The organism is Bacillus sp. SIMBA_074 (assembly GCF_046534555.1).
Taxonomy (GTDB): domain Bacteria; phylum Bacillota; class Bacilli; order Bacillales; family Bacillaceae_G; genus Bacillus_A; species Bacillus_A mycoides.
Genome location: NZ_JAWRYM010000096.1, coordinates 1 through 527 on the forward strand (window position 1 = coordinate 1; position 527 = coordinate 527).

1 protein-coding gene is annotated in these 527 nt (G+C 45.4%); it reads right to left on the reverse strand.

The window, feature by feature from the left end; translation table 11 throughout:
- The coding region (locus SB773_RS29975) for an amino acid permease (protein WP_410593828.1) at nt 1-442 on the reverse strand (442 nt) is incomplete at its 3' end.
- Nucleotides 443-527 lie beyond the last annotated feature (85 nt).

The following is a 527-nucleotide window of genomic DNA, read 5'->3' on the forward strand; positions in this document are numbered from 1 at the left end:
TAAAAATAACGATGGCTGTTACTTTTATGAAGGAAAACCAGTATTCCCCTTCACCGTATCCTTTAACAGATAAGTAGTTTAATAGGAAAATGAGCACCAAGAATGATGAACTCCATAACAACGATGGACTATTCGGAAACCAAAATTTCATGATCATTGTTGAGGCTGACAACTCGGCCGCTATGGTCATCGACCAATTGAACCAGTACGTCCATCCCAAGGCAAACCCAAATGCCGGATCGACGAATTTCGTTCCATAGGTACTGAATGAACCGCTTGTCGGCATAAAGGCGGCCAGTTCCCCTAAGCTGGTCATCACGAAGTACACCATTGCCCCAACTAAGGCATAAGCAAGTAATGCGCCGCCTGGTCCAGCTGTATGGATAGCTGCCCCGCTGCTAAGAAACAGTCCGGTGCCAATCGCCCCTCCAATGGAAATCATCGTTAAATGACGAGATTTTAAACCGCGCTTTAATCCCTGTTCTTCTTGCTTTGGAGGATGCTGCAAGATGTCGTTTTCTTGTTTT